The sequence below is a fragment of the Thioclava sp. PTB-PU3-1 genome (assembly GCF_055666785.1).
In genome coordinates this window covers 392,676-416,707 of record NZ_JBVNVL010000001.1, presented here as the reverse complement: position 1 = coordinate 416,707, position 24,032 = coordinate 392,676, and the positions used below count along the sequence as shown (strand labels likewise).

At 65.4% G+C, this 24,032-nt stretch carries 24 protein-coding genes; 17 read left to right on the top strand and 7 right to left on the bottom strand.

Features of this window, described 5'->3' with window-relative positions:
* Nucleotides 1-10 precede the first annotated feature (10 nt).
* The 6 genes from ACZ7GB_RS02005 to ACZ7GB_RS01980 all read left to right on the top strand — a co-directional run bounded on the left by ACZ7GB_RS02005 (nucleotide 11) and on the right by ACZ7GB_RS01980 (nucleotide 6,208).
* A complete protein-coding gene (locus ACZ7GB_RS02005; RefSeq protein ID WP_108722303.1) occupies nucleotides 11-1,012 on the top strand; it encodes a type II secretion system F family protein in 1,002 nt (333 codons plus the stop codon).
* A gap of 378 nt (nucleotides 1,013-1,390) precedes the next feature.
* Entirely contained in the window at nucleotides 1,391-2,116 is a 726-nt protein-coding gene (locus tag ACZ7GB_RS02000; protein WP_168173942.1) for a helix-turn-helix transcriptional regulator, read from the top strand.
* Nucleotides 2,113-2,592: an A24 family peptidase gene (locus tag ACZ7GB_RS01995; RefSeq protein ID WP_472157498.1), complete on the top strand. Its 480-nt coding sequence runs from the start codon at nucleotides 2,113-2,115 to the stop codon at nucleotides 2,590-2,592. Before ACZ7GB_RS02000 ends, ACZ7GB_RS01995 begins: the two co-directional genes overlap by 4 nt.
* A gap of 20 nt (nucleotides 2,593-2,612) precedes the next feature.
* Complete coding sequence (locus ACZ7GB_RS01990) at nucleotides 2,613-3,917, top strand: tetratricopeptide repeat protein (RefSeq protein ID WP_472157496.1); 1,305 nt, start codon at nucleotides 2,613-2,615, stop codon at nucleotides 3,915-3,917.
* The gene (gene galE, locus ACZ7GB_RS01985) at nucleotides 3,918-4,889 is read left to right on the top strand and encodes a UDP-glucose 4-epimerase GalE (RefSeq protein ID WP_472157494.1); all 972 of its coding nucleotides are present in this window, start codon (nucleotides 3,918-3,920) and stop codon (nucleotides 4,887-4,889) included.
* 80 nt (nucleotides 4,890-4,969) lie between these two features.
* Entirely contained in the window at nucleotides 4,970-6,208 is a 1,239-nt protein-coding gene (locus ACZ7GB_RS01980; RefSeq protein WP_472157492.1) for an aminopeptidase, read from the top strand.
* Nucleotides 6,209-6,551: 343 nt separating this feature from the next.
* Here the strand turns inward: ACZ7GB_RS01980 and ACZ7GB_RS01975 are convergent, their stop codons facing one another.
* Both ACZ7GB_RS01975 and ACZ7GB_RS01970 read right to left on the bottom strand, forming a co-directional pair.
* Entirely contained in the window at nucleotides 6,552-6,902 is a 351-nt protein-coding gene (locus tag ACZ7GB_RS01975; protein WP_472157491.1) for a hypothetical protein, read from the bottom strand.
* A gap of 11 nt (nucleotides 6,903-6,913) precedes the next feature.
* The gene (locus ACZ7GB_RS01970; protein ID WP_472157489.1) at nucleotides 6,914-7,153 is read right to left on the bottom strand and encodes a hypothetical protein; all 240 of its coding nucleotides are present in this window, start codon (nucleotides 7,151-7,153) and stop codon (nucleotides 6,914-6,916) included.
* A gap of 205 nt (nucleotides 7,154-7,358) precedes the next feature.
* On the opposite strand from ACZ7GB_RS01970, the gene ACZ7GB_RS01965 reads away from it, so the two are divergent.
* The 3 genes from ACZ7GB_RS01965 to ACZ7GB_RS01955 all read left to right on the top strand — a co-directional run bounded on the left by ACZ7GB_RS01965 (nucleotide 7,359) and on the right by ACZ7GB_RS01955 (nucleotide 10,033).
* Nucleotides 7,359-8,420, top strand: coding sequence for a Hint domain-containing protein (locus ACZ7GB_RS01965; RefSeq protein ID WP_472157488.1), 1,062 nt, complete (start codon nucleotides 7,359-7,361; stop codon nucleotides 8,418-8,420).
* A 123-nt stretch (nucleotides 8,421-8,543) separates the two neighbouring features.
* The gene (locus ACZ7GB_RS01960; protein ID WP_078546578.1) at nucleotides 8,544-9,317 is read left to right on the top strand and encodes a gamma-glutamyl-gamma-aminobutyrate hydrolase family protein; all 774 of its coding nucleotides are present in this window, start codon (nucleotides 8,544-8,546) and stop codon (nucleotides 9,315-9,317) included.
* A gap of 26 nt (nucleotides 9,318-9,343) precedes the next feature.
* Complete coding sequence (locus ACZ7GB_RS01955; RefSeq protein ID WP_472157486.1) at nucleotides 9,344-10,033, top strand: D-lyxose/D-mannose family sugar isomerase; 690 nt, start codon at nucleotides 9,344-9,346, stop codon at nucleotides 10,031-10,033.
* On the opposite strand, the gene ACZ7GB_RS01950 is transcribed toward ACZ7GB_RS01955, so the two are convergent.
* Genes ACZ7GB_RS01950 through glmU form a run of 3 tightly spaced genes read right to left on the bottom strand, consistent with a single transcriptional unit; the run spans nucleotide 10,028 to nucleotide 14,040 of the window.
* The gene (locus ACZ7GB_RS01950; RefSeq protein WP_472157484.1) at nucleotides 10,028-10,879 is read right to left on the bottom strand and encodes a DNA alkylation repair protein; all 852 of its coding nucleotides are present in this window, start codon (nucleotides 10,877-10,879) and stop codon (nucleotides 10,028-10,030) included. The two genes, ACZ7GB_RS01955 and ACZ7GB_RS01950, sit on opposite strands and share 6 nt — an antisense overlap.
* Nucleotides 10,876-12,690 carry a glutamine--fructose-6-phosphate transaminase (isomerizing) gene (glmS, locus tag ACZ7GB_RS01945; RefSeq protein WP_472157482.1) on the bottom strand — a complete coding sequence of 605 codons (1,815 nt, stop codon included), beginning with the start codon at nucleotides 12,688-12,690 and terminating at the stop codon, nucleotides 10,876-10,878. The genes ACZ7GB_RS01950 and glmS overlap by 4 nt, the downstream gene beginning before the upstream one ends.
* A 3-nt stretch (nucleotides 12,691-12,693) precedes the next feature.
* Nucleotides 12,694-14,040, bottom strand: a complete 1,347-nt coding sequence (gene glmU / locus ACZ7GB_RS01940) for a bifunctional UDP-N-acetylglucosamine diphosphorylase/glucosamine-1-phosphate N-acetyltransferase GlmU (RefSeq protein WP_472157481.1) — start codon at nucleotides 14,038-14,040, stop codon at nucleotides 12,694-12,696.
* A 107-nt stretch (nucleotides 14,041-14,147) separates the two neighbouring features.
* On the opposite strand from glmU, the gene ACZ7GB_RS01935 reads away from it, so the two are divergent.
* From ACZ7GB_RS01935 to ACZ7GB_RS01925, 3 genes are read left to right on the top strand one after another with little or no spacing between them, the layout of a single operon-like run.
* On the top strand, nucleotides 14,148-14,819 hold the full coding sequence (locus ACZ7GB_RS01935) for an HAD-IA family hydrolase (RefSeq protein WP_083075051.1): 672 nt from the start codon (nucleotides 14,148-14,150) through the stop codon (nucleotides 14,817-14,819).
* Nucleotides 14,820-14,877: 58 nt separating this feature from the next.
* Nucleotides 14,878-16,098, top strand: coding sequence for a TCR/Tet family MFS transporter (locus ACZ7GB_RS01930; protein ID WP_078603812.1), 1,221 nt, complete (start codon nucleotides 14,878-14,880; stop codon nucleotides 16,096-16,098).
* 3 nt (nucleotides 16,099-16,101) lie between these two features.
* A complete protein-coding gene (locus ACZ7GB_RS01925) occupies nucleotides 16,102-17,280 on the top strand; it encodes a DegT/DnrJ/EryC1/StrS family aminotransferase (protein WP_472157478.1) in 1,179 nt (392 codons plus the stop codon).
* Nucleotides 17,281-17,299: 19 nt separating this feature from the next.
* Here the strand turns inward: ACZ7GB_RS01925 and ACZ7GB_RS01920 are convergent, their stop codons facing one another.
* Both ACZ7GB_RS01920 and ACZ7GB_RS01915 read right to left on the bottom strand, forming a co-directional pair.
* Nucleotides 17,300-18,223, bottom strand: coding sequence for an ornithine cyclodeaminase family protein (locus ACZ7GB_RS01920; protein WP_472157477.1), 924 nt, complete (start codon nucleotides 18,221-18,223; stop codon nucleotides 17,300-17,302).
* A gap of 25 nt (nucleotides 18,224-18,248) precedes the next feature.
* Nucleotides 18,249-19,490: an FAD-dependent oxidoreductase gene (locus tag ACZ7GB_RS01915; protein WP_472157475.1), complete on the bottom strand. Its 1,242-nt coding sequence runs from the start codon at nucleotides 19,488-19,490 to the stop codon at nucleotides 18,249-18,251.
* A 187-nt stretch (nucleotides 19,491-19,677) separates the two neighbouring features.
* On the opposite strand from ACZ7GB_RS01915, the gene ACZ7GB_RS01910 reads away from it, so the two are divergent.
* Genes ACZ7GB_RS01910 through ACZ7GB_RS01890 form a run of 5 tightly spaced genes read left to right on the top strand, consistent with a single transcriptional unit; the run spans nucleotide 19,678 to nucleotide 23,939 of the window.
* Nucleotides 19,678-20,838, top strand: a complete 1,161-nt coding sequence (locus tag ACZ7GB_RS01910; protein ID WP_083075061.1) for an isovaleryl-CoA dehydrogenase — start codon at nucleotides 19,678-19,680, stop codon at nucleotides 20,836-20,838.
* Entirely contained in the window at nucleotides 20,838-21,353 is a 516-nt protein-coding gene (locus tag ACZ7GB_RS01905; protein ID WP_472157473.1) for a lysozyme inhibitor LprI family protein, read from the top strand. The genes ACZ7GB_RS01910 and ACZ7GB_RS01905 overlap by 1 nt, the downstream gene beginning before the upstream one ends.
* Nucleotides 21,350-21,877, top strand: a complete 528-nt coding sequence (locus tag ACZ7GB_RS01900; protein ID WP_472157472.1) for a lysozyme inhibitor LprI family protein — start codon at nucleotides 21,350-21,352, stop codon at nucleotides 21,875-21,877. Before ACZ7GB_RS01905 ends, ACZ7GB_RS01900 begins: the two co-directional genes overlap by 4 nt.
* Nucleotides 21,874-22,338: a lysozyme inhibitor LprI family protein gene (locus ACZ7GB_RS01895; protein ID WP_078546598.1), complete on the top strand. Its 465-nt coding sequence runs from the start codon at nucleotides 21,874-21,876 to the stop codon at nucleotides 22,336-22,338. Before ACZ7GB_RS01900 ends, ACZ7GB_RS01895 begins: the two co-directional genes overlap by 4 nt.
* Complete coding sequence (locus tag ACZ7GB_RS01890; RefSeq protein WP_472157470.1) at nucleotides 22,335-23,939, top strand: carboxyl transferase domain-containing protein; 1,605 nt, start codon at nucleotides 22,335-22,337, stop codon at nucleotides 23,937-23,939. Before ACZ7GB_RS01895 ends, ACZ7GB_RS01890 begins: the two co-directional genes overlap by 4 nt.
* Nucleotides 23,940-24,032: the final 93 nt, after the last annotated feature.

Here is a 24,032-nt window from a genome sequence, read left to right as displayed (position 1 = left end):
GAGAGAGACCATGTTGATGACACGGATCGAGGATTTCGCGCTTCGGATGGGCATCGCGCCCGAGACGCTTCTGGCCGCTGGGATCGGCTTCGGCCTGCTGCTTCTGATCGTCGGGCTTCAGGCCGCCTTCCAGCGCGACCGCGCCGCCGAGCGCATCGCGGCCATCGGCGGGCCGAAAACGGGGGGGCGCGCCGAGCATGGCTATCTCAAGGCGCCGGAGGCACGTCCAGGCCAGATCCTGAAGGCCTTCGTGCCCGCCGACCGCCAGACCCGCTCCAAGCTGGAACGCAAACTTGCGCAGGCCGGGCTGTCCGGGGCCAGCGCATTGCGCCGCTTCACCCTGGTCCGGATCGCGCTGGGCGTCTGCCTGCCGGGTATTTTCATGGGGCTTCTGTTTGCCGCACGCAGCCCCGAAATCGGCCTGCCGATGGGCCTGGATGCCCGTCTCGGCAGCCTGAGCGGCATGGCGACCTATCAGATCCTGACCGGGCTCGTCGCAGGCGGCTATCTGCTGCCGCTGATGTGGCTCAACAGCCGGATGCGCGAGCGGCGGCTGCGGATCGAAGAGAGCTTCCCGAATGCGCTCGATCTGATGCAGGTCGCGATCGAGAGCGGCATGGGGTTCGATGCGGCGATGACCCGCGTGGGCAACGAGCTTGCGGAGACCTCGCCGGAGATTTCCTTCGAGTTCCTCTCGGTGCAGCGTCAGGTCCAGGCCGGGCGCGAGCGCGAGGCGGCACTGCGCGACATGGCCGACCGGACCGGGGTCGAGACCGTGCGCGCCTTCGCCAATGTCGCGAGCCAGTCGCTGCGCTTCGGAGCCTCGATGGCGCAGGCGTTGACCACCTATGCCGCCGATCTGCGCGGCATTCGCGAGATGCGCGCGCAGGAAAAGGCCAATCGCCTGCCGGTGCAGATGTCCGGAGTTCTGGCCTCGCTGATGCTCCCGGCGCTCATTCTGATCGCCGTTGGCCCGGTGGTGATTCGCTATTTCGTGAATTACGCCCAGTAAATCGAATCGTTTCCAAATACGCACTTTTTCCAAGGCATTGTTTACGGACAATTTTTTAGGCCGAAATGTCGACTTAAATGCCGAATATGCAACCCTTGATTGCAGTGGGTATCAATAGAATCATCCACAGGGGGCTGTGGATATAGTCCAAATGGCTAGCTTAGGAATTAACGCATTTAGGGGTTACGCTTAGAGATGGTCTACGCGCTGTCACGCACATAAGTGGGCCACATATAATAGTTTCTGGGGATGGTGGGGACCATGCGGGACTATGGGACAGCCGGGGCTTCGCCCGGGCAAGAGCGCGCTATCGAAGCGGGCATGATTGGGGCCGTTGCACAGTGGTGTGAATGTCTGCACGGGACGAACCCGCTGCGCATGGCGCTAAGATATCTGACCGACAGTATCGGGGCCGAAGCCGTCATATTGGCGCGCTATCCGCGGGATGCGGGCGCATCGGCACGGGCGTTGGTCCATGACAGGGCGCGATCCGGCTGCCGGATCCCGCTGGAGCAAAGCTTCGCGGGCGATCTGCTGGGCGATTATCTCGACAAGGCGAAACGGGGCTCGACCTGGTATCGCTCGATGCAGGACGAGGATGTGCCGCAGGCGGTCGCCTCGGCATTGGCCCGGCGCAACCTCGTCGAAATGGTCGTCATCCCGCTCGAGATCAGCGACCGCTGGGTCGATACGCTGGAGCTGCATTTCACCGAAAAGCTGCGCCAGTATCAGCAAGCGGTGCTGACCACGCTCGGCGATACGCTGAGCCGCACCTGGCACAACCGCGCGCGGGGCATGTTCACCGAGACCTTGCTTAAATCGGCCGCCAAGCAGGCCGCGCCGCTCATCGGCTCGCCGATCCTGAGCGCGGATAACCCGGCGCGTCTGAGCCGTTCGGAATATCGCGTCTGCCTGCTGCTGCGCCACGGCCAGTCGCCCGATCAGATGCTTGCAGAGCTGGGGATCAAGGAATCCACCCTGCGCACCCATCTGAGCAATCTCTACGCCAAAACCGGCGCGCGCAATCTAGCGGAACTGACCTTCCAGCTTGTCTCCGAATTGCCTTTCGAGCTCGCCGGCGCCAGAGCCGGACGGGTCGCATGACCGGGCAGCTCCTGCCGCTGGCGGCGCTGGCCCCGATATTGATCTGGGTCGCGCTCAGCGATCTGCGCGAGATGCGCATCCCGAACAGGATCGTGTTGATCACGCTTGGCTTCTTTGCGCTCTGCGCCCCGTTCCTGGGTCTGCACGAGCTGAGCCTGCGGCTTGCCGCGGGCGCGATCACCTTCCTCGTCGGCTACGTCTTTTTCGTGCTGCGCGCCTTCGGGGGAGGGGATGTGAAATTTCTCGCGGCCCTGATGCTATTCGTACCCTCTGCGGCGATGGAGGAGTTTCTGATCGCCTTTTCCGTCGCGCTTTTTGCGGGCTCGGCGCTGACGATGGGGCTGCAAAGCGCGCCGGTGGCGACGCGGCTTGGGCCCCGCTTGGGTTGGAAAAGTTGTTACGCACGGGGAAAGCTCCCGATGGGCGTCTCGATCGCGCTTGCGGGTCTGGCTTTGCCTTATCTGGTCGGCGGGTAGGCCCCGCCAAGGGAGGACCTATGTCACGCAAGATTTGGACCAAGTCGCTCGGAGTGGTCGCTCTGGCTTTGTGCACGGTCAGCGCACCGCTCCTCGCGGACGAAACGAAGCCCGACGTCACCGAACGCGCGCAGGCGCTCGTCTGGGGCTCTGGCGATGTGAAACCTGATCCACAGGCCGGGCTTTCGATGTTGGAGGACGCCGCGGCGCAGGGCGATCCCGAAGCGGCTTTGGCCGCAGGTGACCTGCTCCTCTGGGGCGGTCCTGTCGCTGCGGATCGTGATCGCGCCGTAGGCTATCTCGAACAGGCGGTCGAAGCGGGCAGCTGGGATGCGCACCGTCTGTTGGGCAAGCAGCTGATCGGTGGCTGGGCTTTGCCACGCGACACTGCGCGCGGGGTCGACCTGCTCGAGACGCAGATCGCAAAGGGCGATGCGAAAGCGGCGCTGATCTTGGGCGAGGCCTATCTCTACGGAACGGGACTGCCGCGCGATTATGCCAAGGCGCGCGACCTGTTCGAGACCGCAGCAGAGGCGGGCGACGCGACCGGATTGTGGAAATACGGCGAGACGCTGATGTGGTCGCAGCGTGATCCGAAGACAGCGCAGGCGGTTCTCGAACGCGCAGGCGCGGCGGGTGTAGATGGCGCTTATGCGACGCTGGCCGAGGGCGCGATGTATGGCTATCTCGGTGGCGGCAAGGTTTCGCGGGCGAAGTTCGACGGCTATGCCAAGGCCGCCCGCGCGGCGGGAAACGAGCGGATCGAAGTGCTCGACGCCACGCGCCGCATCTGGGGTATCTCGATGCGCGGCGATGGCAAACAGGCGGTGGCGCAACTGCGCGAGGCTGCCGAGGCGGGCAACAAGACCGCAGCGCGCTATCTGGTCGGCCTTTTGCGCGACGGCAACTCCTATAACGTCCGGCGCGATCCCAAAGGGGCGGCGGACTTCCTTGAAGCGCATAGCGATCTGTTCACGCCCGAAGAACGTGCGAATTACGCGATGACGATCCGTGTGGCGAGGCATCGGCACGATGTCGATTTCGCGCCGCTCGCAGGAGAGATCGCGCCCGCCCGGGGGAAGATGAATGCCGCGCAGGCGCGTGATCTGTTCAAGGCCAACCCGAGGCTCGCGGTCTATCTGATCCAGAAAGACCTCGCCGATAAGGGGCTGTATCGCGGCCCGCTCGACGGGTTCGCCGGGCGCGGCACACTTCGTGCGATGGAACGCGCCTGCGGCGGATTGTCGGGCGATATGGCTTGCCGTGACGGAGTTCTGGCGCCCGAGATCGTCGGCGCGATGCTGCGCGAAGGGTGGGGCTCGTAAGTGACATCGAAGGTTCTGGTCACCGGCGGCGCGGGCTTCATAGGCTCGCATTGCTGTAAGGCGCTGGCTGCGGCGGGGCACGCCCCCGTCGTCTTCGACGATCTGTCGCGCGGCCATGCCGATGCGGTGCGCTGGGGGCCTCTGGTCGAGGGCGATCTGCGCGACCGGGATCTGGTCGAGACGGCGCTCAAGGAGCACCGGATCGACGCCGTGATCCATTTCGCGGCACTGGCCTATGTCGGCGAGAGCGTGGCCGAGCCGACCCGCTATTACGACGTCAATCTGGGTGGGATGACCGCCCTTCTGAGCGCGATGCAGGCGGTAGGGCTGGACAAGATCGTCTTCTCGTCGAGCTGCGCCACCTATGGCACGCCCGAGACGCTGCCGATCTCCGAGGACACGCCGCAACACCCGATCAACCCCTATGGCCGCAGCAAGCTGATCTGCGAATGGATGCTGGAAGATGCCGCGGCCGCGACCGATCTGCGCTTCGCGGCCCTGCGCTATTTCAATGCGAGCGGCGCCGACCCTGGCGGCGAAGTCGGCGAGCGGCATGATCCCGAGACCCATCTGATCCCGCTGGTGCTGCGCGCGGCCTCGGGGCAGGGCCCGGCGGTGAAGGTCTTCGGCACGGATTATCCCACGCCTGACGGCACCTGCATCCGCGACTACATCCATGTCGACGATCTGGCCCGCGCGCATCTTCTGGCGCTCGATCACCTGCAGGGCGGCGGCGACAGCCTGAAGCTCAATCTCGGGACCGGGCGGGGCGCGTCGATCCGCGAGGTGATCGCCTCGGTCGAGCGGGTGACGGGGCGCAAGGTGCCCTTCGAGGACGCCCAACGCCGCCCCGGCGATCCGGCGGAACTGGTGGCCGACCCATCGCGGGCGCGCGACGCTCTGGGCTTTGGCGCGCGCTACCGTGAACTTGACGAGATCGTGTCCCATGCCGCCCCGTGGTTCGGCCTCTGACCTCGGGTTCCCGCTCTGCCGGGGTTGAGCCTGCCGCCCAGCCATCTATCTTGCGCCTCAACGCAATTCAGGAGGCTCTCATGGCAAGCGACGCAATCGATCCGCAACTTCTCGACCGGCTGGCCGAAGTTGCCGTGCAGGTGGGGCTGAACCTGCAAGACGGTCAGGATCTGGTGTTGACCGCGCCCGTCGAGGCGCTGCCGCTGGTGCGCCGGATCGCCGCCGAAGCCTATCGCGCGGGCGCGGGCACCTTCACCCCGATCCTCAGCGATGGTCAGATCACGCTGGCCCGCTTCGAGAACGCGAAAGACGAAAGCTTCGACCGCGCGCCCGACTGGCTCTATCAGGGCATGGCGAAGGCTTACGAGAGCGGCGCGGCCCGCATGGCGATCGTCGGCGAAGACCCGATGCTGCTGTCCGAACAGGACCCGGGGAAAGTCTCGCGCGCCGGTAAGGCCAATTCCATCGCCTATAAGCCGGCGCTGGAGAAAATCTCGAATTTCGAGATCAACTGGTCGATCGTCTCCTATCCGACCGTGGCCTGGGCCAAGCGCGTTTTCCCCGATCTTCCCGAAGACGAGGCCGTGGGCAAACTGGCTGACGCGATCTTCGCCGCCTCGCGCGCCGATCAACCCGATCCTGTCGCCGCATGGGAGGCGCATAACGCAGCCCTGCGCAAGCGCCGTGACTGGCTGAACGAGCAGCGCTTCTCGGCGCTGCATTTCACCGGTGGCGGCACCGACCTGACCGTGGGCCTCGCCGACGATCACGAATGGAGCGGTGGCGCGTCCGAGGCCAATAACGGCGTCGTCTGCAACCCGAACATCCCGACCGAAGAGGTCTTCACCACGCCCCATGCCGAGCGCGTCGACGGCGTGGTCCGCGCGACGAAGCCGCTGTCGCACCAGGGCAGCCTGATCGAGAATATCGAGATGCGCTTCGAGGGTGGTAAAGTGGTCGAGGCAAAGGCCAGCCGCGGCGAGGCGGTGCTGCAGAAGCTGATCGACACGGACGAGGGCGCGCGCCGTCTGGGCGAGGTCGCGCTGGTACCGAACGGCTCGCCGATCTCGGCCTCGGGGCTGTTGTTCTACAACACGCTCTACGACGAGAACGCGGCCTGCCATATTGCGATGGGGCAGTGCTATTCGAAATGCTTCATCAATGGCGGCGAGCTGAGCGAGGACGAGGTCGCGGCCAAGGGTGGCAACAGCTCGATGATCCATGTCGATTGGATGATCGGCGGCCCCGAGACCGATATCGACGGCATCAAGCCCGATGGCACGCGCGTCCCGGTCTTCCGCAAGGGCGAATGGGCCTGATAGGCCGCTGAACCTGACTAAGTATAGCGCCCGGCACGCCGATTGGTGTGTCGGGCGCTTATTTTTTGTGCGGACGTGAGGAATTCCGCTTCATCTCGCGCAGTTCGATGCACCCGGCGTAGGATGGCGCCGCTGAACGCGGGCGCTGCTTGACGGAAACGGAAACTGGGCGAACTCTGAACATACGGGTCGGGCTTGGCCGACCCTCTTGGGCAACTCGCGCACCCTTGCGCTGTGTGAAGGGCCGCCCGGCCGACGCAGGTTTTCGATCCTCCTCCCCGAAAACGCGTTCAGGCCGGGCGGTGCCCAGCCTGACCAGAAAGACATCGAGATTTCCGCCCGCTTAGTTCCCGGTATCGAGGCTCTTCGAGATCAGTTTCTCGCGGCTCTTGGCGAGAGAGGGATGGATCAGCGCGTTCTCGATAGCGGCGACCTGCGTGAAGCCGATACTGTTGAGCTTTCTACCCTTAGCGAATTCCGCAGCCCGGGCTTGGTCGAGCATGCTGAGATGCGGATCGGCGGGCATGAAATAGGCCGGGTTGGGGCCGCTCGAGCTCTGCTTGGGCGACTGCGATTGCGGCCCAAGGTCACCGGGCGGCTGCGACGTGACACCGGCTTGCGCGATACCGGCCCCAAGGCCAAGCGCCACTGCAAGGCTGCATCCGAAAGTAGCGGCGGTAAAACGGGTCGTCATAGGCAGTTTCCTCATTTCTTCTTCAGGGCCATACGGATCAGCGTTTCCTTCGCCGTGCGGTCGACATTCTGAACCAGCGCTTCCTTGATCTGCACGATCTGGCGGTCAGTCAGGTTGGACAGGTCGACATTGCCGACGAGGAAATGCACGCGTTGGATCTCCAGCGCATTGAGCGGCTGCTGCTGCTGCGCGGCGGCTAGCGACGGCAGCGCGGTGCAGGCGAGGGCGGCGATCAGGGCGATCGATTTCATCATGAGTCTCCTCAGGGTGCTCTTCCCAACGAAAATGCAGTTGCGCGCGCGTGGGACAAGCGTGGTCGCGCGCAAGTTTCGGTGAAGGTCGCTTGCCCTATGCGTCAAGATGGGGATTCACATCGCGAATTCATCATGATACCGTAACTATTAACAAGCAGAGGGCAGACATAAGCTCTCGCGAAATACGGGCAGGATCGAGGCAATGAAGGCGGGCTATCAGGGCACCTTCGTCATTTCATGGGCGCAGACGGAAATCGACGGCACACCGGTGCCGCCGCTTGAGGTCGTGACCGTGGGCGCATGTTGGCGATGGACGGGGCAGGCGATTTGCGTGGACGGGCCCAATGATCGGCTCATCTTGCACAATGCGCGCGGCGAGGCGGAGCGGCGCACGAAAGCCGCCCGCGCGGTGCGTCGCCTGCTGGGCGAGGCCGTGGGACATCCGCGAACGCTCGACAATCCCGACGAGACCGAGACGCCCAATCAAAGCTTTACCGTGACCGATGGCTATCACGCCTATGTCGTCACCCTGATCGAGCTGCCCGAAAGCGGCACACGTATCCTGATGTTCGCCGGTCGGATGCCGCCAGTGGACAGCGATCTCTGGGTGGTCGACCGGGCGCTCGATCTGCGCCCGAAAGTGGCGCGGCAGGGGCCTGCGGGCGTCATCTGTTTTACCCCCGGCACGCTGATCGAGACCGACCAGGGCCGCCGCCCGGTCGAGGCGCTGCGCGAAGGCGACCGCGTTCTGACCCGCGATGACGGGGCGCAGCCGATCTGCTGGATCGGTCGGCGCGACATCTCGGGCGCGCGGCTCCATGCGATGCCGCATCTGCGCCCGGTGCGGATTTCGGCAGGGGCTTTCGGCATTGCCCGGCCCGACCGCGATCTGATCGTATCGCCGCAGCACCGGATGCTGGTGCGCGGACGCGCGGCGCAGGCGCTGTTTGCCGAAGACGAGGTGCTGGTGCGCGCCTGCGATCTGGTGAATGGCCGTCAAATCCGCTTCGAGGGCGCGCTGCGGGGCCTGAGCTACATCCACCTGATGTTCGAGCGCCATCAGGTGCTGACCGCGAACGGGCTGGAAACCGAAAGCTTCCATCCGGCCTCCACCCGGCTCGAGATGATCGCCCGCGACCAGCGCGCCGGGCTCGAGGCGCTGGTGCCCGAGGTCGAGGAAAATCCGCTCAGCTACGGTGCCTTCGCGCGCCGTGCGCTCAAGCCCTCCGAGGCCGCGATCCTGCGCCACGATCTGGCCGCCTGAACGAGCAAATCCGCTGGAAATCGCTGCAGGCTTGGGCTGTGCGTCAGATGCACGGCTTCGTGCGCATTTTGCGCCTTTTCTCTGCCCGAACGTCGCCTTAGCTTCGGGACAAAGGAGATATCAATGACCAGACCCGTCGTCGGCATCATCGGCAATAGAGGCCTCGTAGGTGACCGCTACCCCGTCCATGAAGGCGGGCAGCTCAACTCGGAAGCGGTGAGCAAGGTCTCCGATTGCATCCCGCTGCTGATCCCCGCCGATCCCGAATATGTCTCCGTTCAGGAGTTGATGGAGGTCTGCGACGGCTTCCTGCTGACCGGTGGGCGCCCGAACGTCCATCCGCATGAATATGGCGAAGAGCCGACCGAGAAGCACGGCACTTTCGACCGCGCCCGCGACGCGATCACCCTGCCGCTGGTGCGCGCCTGTGTCGAAAGCGGGCAGCCTTTCCTCGGCATTTGCCGCGGTTTTCAGGAGGTCAACGTCGCGATGGGCGGCACGCTGCATCCCGAGATCCGCGAGCTTCCGGGGCGGTTGAACCACCGGATGCCGCCGGAGGGAACGCTCGAAGAAGGGTTCTCCAACCGCCACATGGTCACGCTCACCCCCGGCGGCCGGTTCGCGCGTCTCTTCGGCGCGGATGAGGTCGAGACCAACACGCTGCACGGGCAGGGCGTTTGCACCGCTGGTACCCGGATTGTGATCGAAGGGCGCGCCCCCGATGGTACGCCCGAGGCGATCTATGTTAAGGACGCGCCGGGGTTTACCCTATCGGTGCAATGGCATCCCGAATGGCGTGCGGCGGAAGATCCGGTCTCGCGCCCTCTGTTCGAGGCATTCGGCGATGCGGTGCGTGCTTGGGCGCGCGGCGAACGGCCCGCCGCCTGCGTCGCCTGAGCCGCTAAGACAAAACGGAGAGACAGATGAAACGCTCGCGCGTGAACGAAATCATGGCCGCGGCCGAAGACATGATCCAGGAATTCGGCTTCCGCCTGCCGCCCTTCGCGTGGTGGAGCCCAGCCGAGTTCAAGGCGCGCCTGCCACAGGCACAGCGCATCGTGGAAGCCGCGATGGGCTGGGACATCACCGATTACGGGCAGGGCGATTTCGACAAGCTGGGCCTGTTTCTCTTCACCCTGCGCAACGGCGACCTGCGCGATCTTCAGGCGGGCCACGGCATGGCCTATGCCGAGAAGCTGCTGATCTCGCGCAAGGACCAGATCAGCCCGATGCATACCCATATCATCAAGGCCGAGGACATCATCAATCGCGGCGGCGCAGACCTCGCGATCGAGCTCTATGGCTCTGACGCGGATGGCAAATTCGACGAGACCGCAGGCGGGCAGGTGATGTGCGACGGCGTCCCGCGCAATTACGAGCCCGGCGAGGTGCTGATCCTGCGCCCCGGCGAGAGCGTGACCCTGCGGCCCGGTGACTGGCATGCCTTCTGGGGCGAGGGCGGCGACGTTCTGATCGGCGAGGTCTCGACCGTCAACGACGACAATACCGACAATATCTTCCGCGAAGATATCGGGCGGTTCTCCGAGATCGAGGAAGACGAAGCGCCGCGTCACCTGCTCGTCAGCGACTACGACAAGTTCTTGTATTCATAAGTATTTACTGGCTTCCTTGCGGGCGAAAGGCTTCAGCCTTTCGCCATGCTCGGTCAGCCAGGCCTGTGCGCGGGCGGGGTCTTTCTTGCTCAGCTCGCGCAGCCACCACGCGATGGCCTTCTGGATGAACCAGTTGCGATCCTCGACCAGTTGCGCGGCCCAGCCCAGAACCTCGTCGCGTACCGCCTCGTCCTCGGGCTTGAGATTGCGCTGCTTGGTCCAGGGCAGGGTGAAGACGAAGGCCGCACGACGCGTCCACATGTGATCCGAGCGCACCCAGTCCGCCACCTCGTCGAGCCGCGCGGGCTCGGCCTGAAGCCGTTTCGACCCCGCTTTTGCCGCGTGATCGGCAATCGCCCAGGCGTCGAATTGCGGCACCCAGCTCGCGATCAATTCCCATGCGGCATCATCGGGGCGCAGCCGCGCCTGCGTCAGTAGCTTGGCTGCCGCGATCCGCGCCTCGTGAATGTCGCTGTCCCAAAGCCCGCGGGCGAGTTCGACCCGCCCCGGAACATCAAGCTGGCCGCGCCACAGCGCGACCATGTCCTCGATCGCCGGAACGGAAACGCCCAGATAGCGCCGCTCCGCCTTGTGATAGGCGGCCATCTCGGCGGCCTTCTCGGCATCCGCCCAGCTTTCCAGCACGAAAAGCGCGTCTTCCAACGTGGGCGGGGGCCCGAGCGGCGCGTCGGCGTCCTCTTCCTCGGCGAAGGCCTCGTACTCCGCATCCGAGGCCGCATAGGCCTCGGCCTCGGCGCGCAGTCTCGCGTCTTCCGCCGGGTCGAGCGGCGCGTAATCCGCCGCGCGCGGCCGCGCGACGCGTTTCTTGCCCCGCTTGCGGCTCATTCGACCGTCACCGATTTGGCGAGGTTGCGCGGCTGGTCCACGTCGGTGCCTTTCGCGACCGCGGTGTGATAGGCCAGCAGCTGCGCCGGAACCGCATAAAGGATCGGCGCGAAAGGTTCTGCAATGTCAGGCATTTGTAGTGTGCCCCAAGTGCCGTCCTGCGCCGCGCTGATGCCCTTGGCATCGGAGACCAGCAGCACCATCCCGTGGCGCGCCATCACCTCCTGCATGTTCGATACGGTCTTGTCGAAGAGCTTGTCATAAGGCGCCATCACGATCACCGGCACGGTGCGATCGATCAGCGCGATCGGCCCGTGTTTCAGCTCGCCCGAGGCATAGCCTTCGGCATGGATATAGCTGATTTCCTTGAGCTTCAGCGCCCCTTCCAGTGCCAGCGGATACATCGCGCCGCGCCCGAGGAAGAGAATGTCCTGCGCCTCGGCGAGTTGCTCGGCCAGATGCGCGATCGGCTCGGAGATCGACAGGGCCTGATTGAGCAGGCCGGGCAGGGCGCGCAACGTATCGGCATGGGCGCTAAGCGTGGGCCCGTCGGTGACGTCCCGATCACGGCCCGCTTTCAGCGCCATGACGGCCAGAACCAGCAGCTGCGCGGTGAACGCCTTGGTCGAGGCCACGCCGACCTCGACGCCTGCGAAGATCGGCAGCATGATGTCGGCTTCGCGCGCGATGGAAGAGGTGGGCACGTTGACCACGGCAACGGTTTTCGCAACGCGCTCGGAGCAATAGCGCAGCGCGGCCAGCGTATCGGCGGTCTCGCCGGATTGGCTGACGAAGACGGCGAGGCTGCGCTCGGACAGGGGCGGCTCGCGGTAGCGGAATTCGGACGCCACGTCGATCTCGACCGGGATCCGGGCGAAGGTCTCGAACCAGTATTTCGCCACCGCGCAGGCGTAATGCGCCGTGCCGCAGGCGATCAGGACAATCCGGTCGATGTTGGAAAAGTCCAACTCTTCCGGCAGATTCAGCCCGGTTTCGGGCAGATAATGTCGCAAAGCGTCAGCCAGTACGACGGGCTGCTCGGCGATTTCCTTCGCCATGAAGTGCTTGTAGCCACCCTTTTCGACCTGCGCCTGACCCAGATCGATGCGGCTTTCGTCGCGGTTCGCACGGCGGCCCTCGGCGTCGAAAATCTCGGCACCCGCGCGGGTGACGAAGGCGTAATCGCCCTCTTCGAGATAGGTGATCCGGTCGGTCATCGGCGCGAGCGCAATCGCGTCCGACCCCACGAACATCTCGCCATCGCCATGCCCGATCGCGAGCGGCGAGCCCTTGCGCGCCGCGATCAGCAGATCGTCCTCACCGTCGAAGAGCCACAGCAGCGCGAACGCGCCTTCGAGTTTGCCAAGCGTCGCGACGGCGGCCTCGCGCGCATCCATGCCGCGATCCATGAACATCCGCGTCAGCAGCGCGACGGTTTCGGTATCCGTCTGCGTCTCCGGGGTGATCCCGGCCTCGGCCAGTTCGGCGCGCAGCTCGCGGAAGTTCTCGATGATGCCGTTATGCACGACCGCGACGGGGCCGGAGCGATGCGGATGCGCATTGCCTTGGGTCGCGGCCCCATGGGTCGCCCAGCGGGTATGGCCGATGCCCGACTTGCCCGGCAGCGGCTCATGCACCAGCAGATCGGACAGGTTCCACAGCTTGCCCACCGCCCGGCGGCGGTCCAGCTTGCCTGCATTTACCGTCGCGATCCCGGCACTGTCATAGCCGCGATATTCCAATCGCTTGAGGCTCTCAACGAGCCAGGGGGAAACCTCGTGCTTCCCCAAAATGCCAATAATTCCGCACATTTATCAATCTTTCTTCATGCGACGCGCTTTCTCCGCGCGCAGTTTCGCAAATAGCTTCGTAGCGAGGCCCGGACGGTTCACCTGCTCGGAACGCTCGATCGCGATCGCCTCGGCAGGGACGTCTTTCGAGATCACCGATCCCGAGCCCGTCAGCGCACCGTCGCCCACCGTCACCGGGGCCACCAGCATCGTATCGGAGCCGATGAAGGCATTCGCACCGATGGTGGTGCGATGCTTCATCACTCCGTCGTAATTGCAGGTCACCGTGCCCGCGCCGATATTCGTATGCTCCCCGATATCGGCATCGCCCAGATAGGTCAGATGGCCGACTTTCACACCCTCCGCGAGGATCGCGTTCTTCACCTCGACGAAATTGCCGATATGCACGTCCTCGGCGAGTTCCGCGCCGGGGCGCAGACGGGCGAAGGGGCCGATCGTGGCCCCACGCGATATGTGGCAGCCTTCGAGATGGCAGAAGGCCTCGATCACCGCACCGGATTCGATGGTCACATCGGGGCCGAACACGACGTTCGGGCCGAGCACGACATCGCGGCTGATATAGGTGTCGAGCGCGAACCAGACGCTGGTGGGCTCCACCATGGTCACGCCGTTTTCCATCGCCTCGGCGCGCATCCGCTCCTGGAACAGGGCCTCGGCGCGGGCAAGCTCGGCGCGGGTGTTGATGCCCAGCGTTTCGGCCTCGTCACAGGTCACGACCTGCGCGGTCAGACCCTTCTTGCGCGCGGCTTCGACGATATCGGTGAGGTAGTATTCGCCCGACGCGTTCTCGTTCGACAGCCCCGCGACCAGTTCGGTCAGAAGCACTGCGTCACAGGCGATAACGCCAGAGTTGCAAAGGGTTATGCCGCGTTCTTCATCCGTGGCATCCTTGAATTCCACGATCCGATCCAGCGTGTCGCCCTGCGCCACCAAGCGCCCATAGCGGCCCGGATCGGCCGCCTCGAAGCCGAGCACGGTCACCGCCGCATCGGACGCGGCCAGCCGCTCCAGCGTCTCTGGCCGGATGAAGGGGGTGTCGCCGTAAAGCACGATCACACGGCCGTCGAACCCGTCGAGCGCGGGCAGGGCCTGCGCCACGGCGTGGCCGGTGCCGAGCTGTTCTTCCTGCAGCACGATCTGCGCCTCGGGATCGACCTTCGCGACGGCTTTCTTCACCTTGTCGGCACCGTGGCCCGCGACCACGATCACAGTCTCGGGTTCGAGGGTACGTCCGGCAGCCAGCGCATGCGCCACCAGCGGCGCGCGGCCCACCTGATGCAGCACCTTCGGCAAGTCGGATTTCATGCGGGTGCCCTGTCCCGCCGCGAGGGTGATCAATGCAATCGCCATTAGAAACCTTTTCTTCTGCTCGGCCCCGTTTTAACCATTGGCTTGCTTGCCGCAAGTGGTGCGTCTTCACGCTTCCTTTCGCGGTGTTACGGAAGGAGCAAAAGGCAATGCGCACAGTGGTTTTCGACCTCGACGGGACTTTGGCGGATACCTCCGCCGACCTGATCGCAGCGGCAAATTCCTGCTTTACGGCGCGCGGCCATGCGCCGCTTCTCGATCCGGCGGGGGACGCGCTGACCGCCTTCCATGGTGGCCGTGCGATGCTCAAGGCCGGCTATGGGCGGCTGGGGCTGCCGGAGGCGGAGATCGCCGAGCTGGTCGAGGCCGATTATCACCCGCTGCTTGCGCATTACGGCGAGAATATCGACCGCCATACGCAGCTTTATCCCGGCGCGGAGTCGGCGGTGAAAACGTTGCGCGATCAGGGTTTTGCGACGGCCGTCTGCACGAACAAGCCCGAAGGTCTTGCGCGCGATCTGATCGACCGGCTCGGGATCGCCGCGCTTTTTGACGCGCTGATCGGCGCCGATACGCTGCCGCTGCGCAAACCTTCGCCAGATCCCTATCTCGCGGCGGTCGAGCGGGCCGGGGGCAAGCTGGAAACCTCGCTGCTGGTGGGCGACACCAATACCGATCGTGAGACCGCCCGCGCAGTCGGCGTGCCTTGCGTTCTGGTGACCTTCGGACCGGAGGGGCGCGGCATCGAACGGCTCGCCCCCGAGGCGCTTCTCGATCATTTCGACGATCTGCCCGCGCTTGCCGCGCGGATGCTCGGGTGAGCGCCTCGGCGGGGCTGTGCCGCCCCAAACCACCCCTCAGACGCGGCCTCCGACGGCCATGACCGCAGCACCCATCGGTCCTTCGCGCTTTCACGCCACCGCCTTCGTTCTGATCGCGGTGTTTCTCGACATGGTGGGCTTCGGCCTGATCATCCCCGTGCTGCCGTCCCTGATCGCGGATGTGGGCCATGTCGATCTGGCGCAAGCGAGCCGGATCGGTGGCTGGATGTTCGCGGCCTTCAGCCTCGCGCAGTTCCTGTTCGCGCCGCTGATGGGCAACCTCTCGGACCGGTTCGGACGGCGCCCGCTTTTGCTGCTCGCCATCGGCGGTCTGGGCGTCGATTACCTGTTTCACGCCTTCGCGCCGACGCTGCTCTGGCTCTTCGTGGGCCGGATCGTCGCGGGCATCTGCGGCGCGTCCTACGTCATCGCGAACGCCTATCTCGCCGACATCACCCCACCGGCCGAGCGTGCCCGCGCCTTCGGTCTGATCGGCGCGGCCTTCGGCTTCGGCTTCATCGCAGGGCCCGCGCTTGGCGGGTTTCTCGGCGAGCTTGGCCCCCGCATTCCCTTCTTCGTGGCTGCTGCACTCTCGGGGCTGAACCTGATCTACGGGCTGATCGTGCTGCCCGAAAGCCTGCCCCAGGGCCTGCGCCGTCCGGTGAACTGGCGCGCTTGCAACCCGCTGGGAACGTTGAAAGTCTTCGCACGGTATCCTGGCGTGCTGCCAATGGGCACCGCCCTTGGCGTCTATCTGTTCGCCTCCGCCGTCTATCCCGCGATCTGGCCCTATTGGGGGATGGCGAAATTCGGCTGGTCCGAGGGGACGGTGGGGCTGACGCTTGCAGGCTATGGCGTTGTCGCGGCGATCTTTCAGGGCGGGCTGGCCGGTCCGCTCGCGTCTCGTCTGGGCGAGGCGAGGGTGGTGGTGATCGGGCTGATTGTCGGGATCGGCATGACCATCGCACTGGGTCTGTCGACCTCGCTTGCAATGGTCCTGATCGTCCTCTTGATCACCGGGATCGAGGGGCTGGTGCATCCGATGATCGCCTCGCTGATGTCCAACGCGGTGCCCGAGGATGCGCAGGGCGCGCTGCAGGGTGGCATATCCGCGCTGATGAACCTCGCAATGCTGGCGGGCACCTTGTTCTTCACCCAAGTCTTCGGGATATTCCTCGCCGAGAACGCTCCGATCCGCACGCCGGATATGGCCTTTTACGTGGCTTCCGTGATCCTGCTGGTGGCATTGGCGCTGTTCATCCGCGCAAGAAAGGTCTGAGCGATGTCCGAGGTCTTCAAAGGCAACTTCACCCAGCAGGAGCCGATCCCCGAAGACGCGATCGAGCGCGCCGTCGAGGTGATGCGCTCGGGTCGCCTTCATCGCTACAACACCCTGCCCGGAGAGCCGGGCGAGGTGGCGCTGCTGGAGGAGGAATTCGCCGGATTGACCGGCGCGCCCTATTGCCTTGCGGTGGCCTCGGGTGGCTATGCCTTGGGCTGCGCGCTGCGCGCCGTGGGCGTGGGGCCGGGCGATCCGGTGCTGACCAATGCCTTCACGCTCGCCCCCGTGCCCGGCGCGATCGCGGCGGTCGGTGGCAAGCCCGTGCTGGTTGAGGTTACCGACCAGCTGACCATCGACCTTGACGATCTGGCGGCGAAAGCCCCGCAGGCGCGGGTGCTGATGCTGTCGCATATGCGCGGCCATATCTGCGACATGGATGCGCTGATGGAGATCGCGCGCGACCATGATCTAACGGTGATCGAGGATTGCGCCCATACGATGGGGGCGACATGGGCCGGGGTTCACTCGGGGCGGCATGGCGCGATCGGCTGCTATTCGACCCAGACTTACAAGCACATGAATTCGGGCGAGGGCGGGCTGATCGTGACCGACGATGCCGAGCTGGCGGCGCGGATGATCCTGCTCTCGGGCAGCTACATGCTCTATGAGCGCCACCGCGCTGCGCCCGGCCCGGAGGTGTTCGAGGGGCTGAAATACGACACGCCCAATGTCTCGGGCCGGATGGACCATCTGCGCGCCGCGATCCTGCGTCCGCAACTGTCGACGCTGGCGGATCGGGTGGCGCGCTGGAATGCGCTTTATCGTGAGGTCGAAGCCGGGCTTGCCGGGGCGGAGGGCGTCGCGCTGATCGAGCGCCCCGAGGCCGAGAACTATGTCGGCTCGTCCTTCCAGTTCCGCCTGCCGGGACGCTCCGCCCCCGAGATGCTGGATTTCGTCGCCCGGGCTGCGGCTCGCGGGGTCGAGTTGAAATGGTTCGGCGCGGATGAGCCTGCGGGCTTCACCTCGCGCCATGACAGCTGGCGTTACGCCGAGGCGCAGAACCTGCCGCGCACCGATGCGGTGCTGGCGACGCTGCTGGATCTGCGCCTGCCGCTGACTTTCTCGACAGATGACGCTGCCCAGATCGCGCGTATCCTGCGCGAAGAGGCCGAGACCTGAAGAGGTGGCGCGCTGACCTTCACCCGGCGCGCGAGATCCAGTCGGCGATCATCAGGTCGAGATGCGCGCCGCCACCATTCTTGTAAAGCGTGATCTCCTCGGCGCTTTCCCGCCCGCGCGCGCCGCCGATGAGGTCGTAGAGATCGGCCTTCACCGCCTCGGGCGTGATCACCCCTTCGCGGATCGGGATCAGCAACTCGCCGATATGGCCCAGTGTGGTGTCGCGGCTGTCGACAAAGAGGCTCGCCGTCGAGATCAGCGCATCGTCTGCCTCGCGCATATCGGCCTTATAGGCTCCGATCAGATCGACATGGGTGCCGGGCTTTACCCATGCACCCTGCAGGATCGGCGCGCGCGCCATCGTGGCGCTGCTGACGATATCGGCCTCTGCTACCGCCTCGGCCAGATCGGTCACCGCGCGCAGGCTGATGCCCTCGGGCGCGGGGCCGGCGGCCAACTCCTGCGCCTGCTCGGGACGGCGCGTCCAGAGCGTGATCTCCGTCAGCCCCGGAAAGCCCGCCTCATAGGCCGCGATCAGCGAGCGCGCGACCCGGCCGCCCCCCACGATCAGCAAACGACGGCTGTCGGGGCGCGCGAGAAGCTGCGCGCCCAAGACAGAATCGGCGGCCGTCTTGAACTCGGTCACCAGCGGGCAATCGACGATCGCGGTGGGCTGGCCGTGCTCGGGCTCGAACACCACCATCGCGCCTTGCACTGTCGGCAGCCCTGCCTGCGCATTGCCGTCGCAAACGGTGAAGGATTTCACCCCGTAGCCCAGCCCCGGAATATAGGCGGCGCGGCTCAGCAAGACCGCGTCAGAGGGCCCGAGAAACGTATCGCCCAGCTCCGCCTTCGGGCGCGTATGGCCCGCGCGCAGCGCCGCGATTGCGCCCGGCCAATCCAGCTTCTCGGCGATGTCATAGGGGATAATCTTCGGGCTCATGTCGTCTCCTTCAAAGTCACGGGTCTCACAGAGGCGCCAGCCAGCGCGCCGGGGCCGACACCTCGCGCGGCCCGTTGGCGGCGCCGGTGATCGCATCGGCCAGAAGCGCACCGCAGCCCGCCGAAAGCGTCCAGCCCAGCTGACCGTGGCCCGCATTGACCCACAGATTGTCGTAAGCTTTCACCCGGCCAAGGAAGGGCGGGCCATGCGGGGTCGAGGGTCGCAGCCCGGTCCACAGCACAGGCGGCGCATCGCTCACCGCATCGCCGAAACGTGCGGCGACGTAATCGGTCAGCACCTTTGTGCGATCCTCGCGCAGCGTCCGGTCGCGTCCGGCGAATTCGGCGATCGCGGTCACACGTAGAACCCCACCATAAGACGCCACGGCCAGCATCGCCGCCTCGTCGATATAGGGGTGGCGGGGCAGGCGGTTGGGGTCGCGCACCTCCCACGTCCCCGAATAACCCTTCACCGGGTAGATATCCGGCGCAAAGCCCAGAGGGCGCGCCAGATCGGGTGTCTCGATTCCGGCGGCGAGGATCACCTGCGCGGCGGGCAGCGTCTCGTCGGCGAGGTTGACCCCGGTGATCTTGCCATGAGCCTGCGTGAAGCCGGTCACCGCGCTGTTGTAGCGAAACTGCACGCCGTGCTTGGCGGTAAGGGCCTTGGCGGCGGCGCGGGTCACCTCGTGGCAATTGCCGGCAGCATCCATCGGCGAGAGGAACCCGCCTGCAAAACCCGCCTCTGCCAAGAGCGGATCGTTCTCGGCCAGCCAGTCCGGGTCGATCCGCGTCAGCCGCCCGTCGTCATGCGCGTCGATCTCGGCGGTGGAGTTGTGCAGGTAGAGCCCGCCCTCGAAGCGGATCAGTGCGTCCAGCCCCAGCTCCTGCGCCATGTCGGGCAGGGCGGCGCGGGCGGTCTCGGCCAGCCGCATCATTCGCGCGGTGTTGCGTGCCTGCGCGGCCCCGGTGCAGTTGCGCAGGAAGGTCGTCCCCCAGCGCCACAGCGCCGGATCGAAGGGCGCGGTCAGCTTCACGCCGGGATTGCGCCCCGCCATCGCGCGCAGCAGTTGCGGCAAGGCATCCGGCCCCGCCCAAGCGCTCGCATGGCCGATCGAGACGATCCCGGCATTCGCGCGCGAGCACAGTTCCGCCGGGCCGGGCAGGCGGTCGATCACCGTCACCGGCACCCCCCGGCGAGCCAGCGCCCATGCGGTCATCGTGCCGACGATCCCCGCTCCGATCACGATATGACGTGGCTGGCCCATCTGCGCTCCCGTTGGTTTCCAAGCTCTCAGGTCTCTTTGTGGCGGCAATCACTGCAAGTGACCAGCCCCTGTGCCAGTGGCTCGTGCCGCTGCGTCCTTTGCCCGCGCACCAGCCCACGGGCCTTGACCCGACTCGGCAATTGCGCATAAATGAACGTGCGTTCAATAAACCGGGGGAGGAGATCCGATGTTCGCAGGTTCGATGGAGTTCGATCTGGGCGAGGATATCGCCGCACTGCGCGATATGGTGCGCCGTTGGGCGTCCGAGCGTGTGGCCCCGATCGCGGCCAAAACCGATCTGGATAATGAGTTTCCGAACGAGCTTTGGACCGAGATGGGCGAGCTCGGCCTGCTCGGGATCACCGTGTCGGAAGAATATGGCGGGGCGGGGATGGGCTATCTCGCTCATGTCGTGGCCACCGAGGAAATCGCGCGGGCCTCGGCCTCGATCGCGCTCAGCTACGGCGCGCATTCCAACCTCTGCGTGAACCAGATCAAGCTGAACGGTTCTGACGCGCAGAAGAAGAAATACCTGCCCGGCCTGATCTCGGGCCAATCGGTCGGCGCGCTTGCGATGTCGGAATCCGGCGCGGGGTCGGACGTGGTGGGCATGAAGCTCAAGGCCGAGAAGCGAAACGGCTACTACGTCCTGAACGGCCATAAATACTGGATCACCAACGGCCCCGATGCCGATACGCTCGTGGTCTATGCCAAGACCGACCCGGAAGCGGGCTCCAAGGGCATCACCGCCTTCATCGTCGAGAAGGATTTCAAGGGCTTCTCCACCTCCAAGCATTTCGACAAGCTCGGCATGCGCGGCTCGAACACGGCGCAGCTGTTCTTCGAGGATTGCGAAGTGCCCTTCGAGAACGTGCTGGGCGAAGAGGGGCGCGGCGTGCGCGTCCTGATGTCGGGGCTCGATTACGAGCGCGTGGTGCTTTCGGGCATCGGCACCGGCATCATGATGGCCTGCCTCGACGAGGTCGTGCCCTATTGCAAGGAGCGCGAGCAGTTCGGCCAGCCGATCGGGAATTTCCAGCTCATGCAGGGCAAGATCGCCGATATGTATGTCGCGATGAACACCGCGCGCGCCTACACCTACGAGGTCGCGAAGGCCTGTGATCGTGGCGCCGTGACGCGTCAGGATGCGGCTGCCACCGTGCTTTATGCGTCCGAGCAGGCGATGGTGCAGGCGCATCAGGCGGTGCAAGCGCTTGGCGGGGCTGGGTTCCTCAACGACTCCAACGTCTCGCGCCTGTTCCGGGACGCGAAGCTGATGGAGATCGGCGCGGGCACCTCGGAAATCCGCCGGATGCTCATCGGTCGCGAGATCATGGGAGCCGTCTGATGCGAGCGGGCGCTCTCCTCCTGATCGGGTTTGCAGCGCCACTGGCGGCTCAGGCCCAAGGGGCAGGGGCGGATTTCGATCCGGCCCCGTTGGAGAGCTGCCTGTCGGGCGCCGAAGACCCTGCGTCCTGCATCGGCAAAGCGGCGGACCACTGCATCGGCGGTGATGCGAGCGTCCCCGACCGCCGCGCCTGCTATGATGCCGAGCGCGCCTTCTGGTCGGACCGGGCGGCGACAGCCCTCGACAGCTTGCGGCGGGCGGCAGCGGCAAGCGACGCGGCGCAAATCTTGGCGGGCAAGTCACCGTCGGGATTGCAAGGCGCGCAGCTGGGTGAGGCGGAAGCCGCCTGGGCGCGCTACCGCGATGGCGCCTGTGCCTATGGAGCCGCGCTGCAGGGCGAGGGTGCGGAGGCGGACGAGGCACGCTGCCTGATGCGCAAGACTGCCGAACATGCGCTGGAACTGCGCGATTGGGCCGAGACGCTGTCCGCTCAAGGCAAGGGAGGGGCGCAATGAAGTCGCTTTGGATGATCGCTGTCGCCATGCTGGGCCTATCGGCCACTGCCGCGTGGGCCGAGGACATTCCCGTCACCTATGATCCGCAGGTGATCACGGCCTGTCTTGCGGCAAAGAGCGGACCCGCGCGCAGCGCCTGTATCGGGCTCGGGGCTGCACATTGCATGACCGTCGACAATGCCGGCTCGAGCAATGCGGGCATGGGCTTTTGTTTCGGCGCAGAACGCGACGATTGGGACAGCCGCCTGAATGCAGCCTATCAGACGATCGTCGCACAGGACGGCAAGATGGATGCGGAACTGCAAGAGCTTGGCTCCGCCGCGCCACCGCAGGTGCCTGCGCTGAAAGAGATGCAGCGCGCATGGATCGCCTATCGCGATGCGTCCTGCTCGTATGAAATGTCGACTTGGGGCGGCGGCTCGGGCGCAGGCCCGGCCGGATCGCAATGCGAAATGCAACTGACTGGAGCGCAGGCACTACGTCTGATCGCGCGGGCCGAGCAGCTTGAAGGAGATACCCAATGAAAGGGCTATCAATCGTCGCGGCACTGATCTGTGCCACGCCCGCCTTGGCGCAGGAGCCGAGCGTCGACACGAACGCAGTACGCGCCTGTTTCGACGGGGCGAAGGATACCCATCCCGCCTGTATCGGCGAGGCGGCCGCCGCCTGTCAGGATCAGCCGGGCGGCGATACGACCCTCGGCATCTCGGCTTGCCTGCAAGGCGAGGCGCAGGTCTGGGACGATATCGCGAAGTCGCAATACAAGGCGGCGCGCGCCCGTCTGCTGGAGCAGGGCGGCACCGAACTCGCCAACAAGCTGCTCGATGCGCAAAGCGCGTGGGGGCAGTATCGCGACGCCGATTGCGGGCTGCTCTACGAGATTTGGAAGGATGGCACGATCCGGACGGTCGTGGCGTCGCAATGCTACCTCGAGCGTACGGCGCAACGCGCGCTGGAACTGCGCGATTTGGGGAGGATGGAATGAAACTGTTATCGCAGGCCCTGACCTCGTCGGAGGACTTTCAGGCCAATCGCAAGGCGCATCTCGACGCGCTCTCGCAGATCGAAAACGCGGCTGCACAGGCAGCGGCAGGCGGCGGCCCCGCCGCGCTGGAGCGGCACCTGTCGCGCGGCAAGATGGCGCCGCGCGAACGGGTGGCGGGGCTCTTGGACCCCGGCTCGCCGTTTCTGGAAATCGGCGCGACGGCGGCGCATGACATGTATGGCAATGCCGCGCCCTGCGCAGGCGTGATCGCCGGCATCGGTCGGGTGCAGGGCCAGGAGGTCATGGTGGTCGCCAACGACGCCACCGTAAAGGGCGGCACCTATTACCCGCTGACGGTGAAGAAACACCTGCGCGCACAGGAAATCGCAGAGGAAAACCATCTCCCCTGCATCTACCTCGTCGACTCGGGCGGCGCGAACCTGCCCAATCAGGACGAAGTCTTCCCCGATCGCGACCATTTCGGGCGCATCTTCTACAATCAGGCCCGGATGTCCGCGAAGGGCATCGCGCAGATCGCGGTGGTGATGGGGTCCTGCACGGCGGGCGGTGCCTATGTGCCCGCGATGTCGGATGTGACGATCATCGTGAAAGAGCAGGGCACGATCTTCCTCGCAGGCCCGCCTCTGGTGAAGGCCGCGACGGGCGAAGTGGTCACCGCCGAGGACCTCGGCGGCGGCGACGTGCATACGCGCCTCTCCGGCGTGGCCGATTACCTCGCCGAAGACGATGCCCATGCTTTGGCGCTGGCGCGCCGCGCGGTCGGCAATCTCAACTACACGAAACCTTCGACGGTGAACTGGCAGTCGCCCGAGGAACCCGCCTACGACCCCAAGGAAATCCTCGGCGTCGTCCCGGCGGACCTGCGCACCCCCTATGACATCCGCGAGGTGATCGCGCGTCTGGTGGACGGCTCGCGCTTCGACGAGTTCAAACCGCGCTTCGGCGAGACGATCGTCACCGGCTTCGCACATGTGAAAGGCTGTCCCGTCGGCATCGTCGCCAATAACGGCGTGCTGTTCTCGGAAGCCGCCCAGAAGGCCGCGCATTTCATCGAACTGTGCTCGCAACGCTCGATCCCGCTGGTCTTCCTGCAAAACATCACCGGCTTCATGGTCGGCCGGAAATATGAGAACGAGGGCATCGCGCGTCATGGCGCGAAGATGGTCACCGCCGTCGCCACCACCTCGGTGCCGAAGATCACAATGCTGGTCGGCGGCTCCTTCGGGGCTGGCAATTACGGCATGGCGGGCCGGGCCTATTCCCCGCGCTTCCTCTGGACCTGGCCCAACTCGCGGATCTCCGTGATGGGCGGCGAACAGGCGGCCGGCGTGCTCGCCACCGTCAAACGCGACGGGATCGAGCGCAAGGGTGGCCAGTGGTCGGCGGAAGAAGAGGCCGAGTTCAAGCGCCCCACCATCGAGATGTTCGAGCGCCAGTCGCACCCGCTCTACGCCTCGGCGCGGCTCTGGGATGACGGCATCATCGACCCGCGCAAATCGCGCGACGTGCTGGCGCTCTCGCTCTCCGCCGCGCTCAACGCTCCGATCGAGCCGACCCGCTTCGGCCTGTTCCGGATGTAACTTTCATGCCTCCGGCGGGGATATTTGGACCAAGAGGAAGTGCAAATCTTCGACTTGGCCGAAATATCCCGGGAGGCTCCGCAGGAGCGGGGG